The sequence below is a fragment of the Shewanella sp. SG41-4 genome (assembly GCF_014164505.1).
Classification (GTDB): Bacteria; Pseudomonadota; Gammaproteobacteria; order Enterobacterales; family Shewanellaceae; genus Shewanella.
This window is the reverse complement of sequence record NZ_JACJFI010000534.1, coordinates 1-1731: the sequence shown is the minus strand read 5'-3', so window position 1 is coordinate 1731 and position 1731 is coordinate 1. Positions and strand designations below refer to the sequence as shown.

General features: G+C 38.2%; 2 protein-coding genes. Both read left to right on the top strand.

The features are described from left to right. Positions 1-277: 277 nt before the first annotated feature. Entirely contained in the window at positions 278-1351 is a 1074-nt protein-coding gene (gene wecA, locus H5202_RS21950) for a UDP-N-acetylglucosamine--undecaprenyl-phosphate N-acetylglucosaminephosphotransferase (protein WP_182773904.1), read from the top strand. 51 nt (positions 1352-1402) lie between these two features. Next, the coding region (locus H5202_RS21945) for a sugar phosphate nucleotidyltransferase (protein WP_182773903.1) at positions 1403-1731 on the top strand (329 nt) is incomplete at its 3' end.

The window sequence follows — 1731 nt, the reverse complement described above, 5'->3', positions numbered from 1 at the left end:
GCCTGAATCGATTATGTTTTTTTCATTTTTAGTGACTTTTGCTATTTACTTCTCTGTTATTGCAAACATTTGGCGGATAACGGCTTTTCTGCATAAAACCTTTACGTTTACTCAGCCATCACACGAATGAATTATTTAGCTATTAATTTACGTCAGCATAATTATAATACCTAGCAGTTAACTATCGCCAAAAGTGGTAGAATACGTCGCGTTAAATGAATTTTTACAATGTTAAGTTTTATAATATGTAGTTTTATAAGTGCTTAAGGATGAGATGATGGATTATTTAGTTCCTTTTATAACGGCTTTTATATTTAGTTTTACTGCCATTTTAGTATTCAAACCTATCGCTGCTAAGGTTGGCTTATTAGATGTACCTAATGAGCGTAAATGCCACGATGGTGCCATCCCTCTGATAGGTGGGATTGCGATTTTTTTCAGTGTTTTACTCGCCTCTGGACTGTTTATTAAAAGCAGTCAAACCCTCAATTTGTATCTTATTTCGTCATCATTGATCCTTTTCATTGGCGTACTGGACGATCGTTATGATTTGTCTGTGCGGCTTCGGTTAGTTGCTCAAGTCATTGTTGCATCAATACTCATTTTTGGTGCAGGATTTTACCTGACCACTTTGGGTGATATTTTTTATTTTTTTGAGTTTAAACTCGGCTATGTTGGTATTTTAGTCACTGTTATTGCCGTGATAGGCTCGATTAATGCTTTCAATATGGTTGATGGAATCGATGGCCTTGCGGGGATGCTGAGCCTAGTGACGTTTACCTCTCTTTCAGTATTATTTTATCGTGCTGGCAATGATTGGTTTTTACTTCCTTTACTCTTTGATGCAGCCATTCTCGCTTATTTATTTTTCAACCTTCGTTGGCCTTTTGTTTCTGTGCAAAAAATATTCATGGGCGATGCAGGCAGTATGTTGATAGGGTTGACAGTCGTGTGGTTATTAGTCTTAGGGACTCAATCTTATAACGTACACCAGGGATCTGTGCTGAATGAGGTTGTCTTCTCGCCAGTAACCGCTTTATACCTGATAGCGATCCCACTAATGGATATGGTCGCTATTATGTACAGAAGGATTAGAAAAGGATTCTCTCCCTTTAAAGCTGATCGCGATCATCTACATCATATCTTTGAGCGTGCGGGTTATAATCGTAAACAGACGCTTGTTAGAATTACGTTGTTGTCTTTATTATTAGCATTATGTGGTTTGGCTGGTGAGTTTTACCAAGTTCCAGAGTCGATAATGTTTAGTCTGTTTATTATATTATTTATTTCTTACAATTGGGCTCTTGCTCATGTCTGGCAAATTATTACTTGGTTAAAGCGTAATGATTGATTGTAGTCTTGTAATTATTTTATCAAGTATACTGAATTTAAAGGGTTTTAGATGAAAGTTGTTATTCCCGTAGCTGGCCTAGGCACTCGCATGTTGCCTGCCACCAAAGCCATCCCAAAAGAAATGTTACCGTTAGTGGACAAGCCTCTTATTCAATATATCGTTAATGAGTGTGTTGCTGCCGGCGTGAAAGAAATCGTGCTCGTTACCCATGCCAGTAAAAATGCCATTGAAAACCACTTTGATAAATCCTATGAGCTTGAATCGACTCTTGAAAAGCGAGTCAAGCGTCAGTTACTTGATGAAGTCCAAGCGATTTGCCCTAAAGATGTGACCATTATGCATGTGCGTCAAGGCGAAGCTAAAGGGTTAGGGCATGC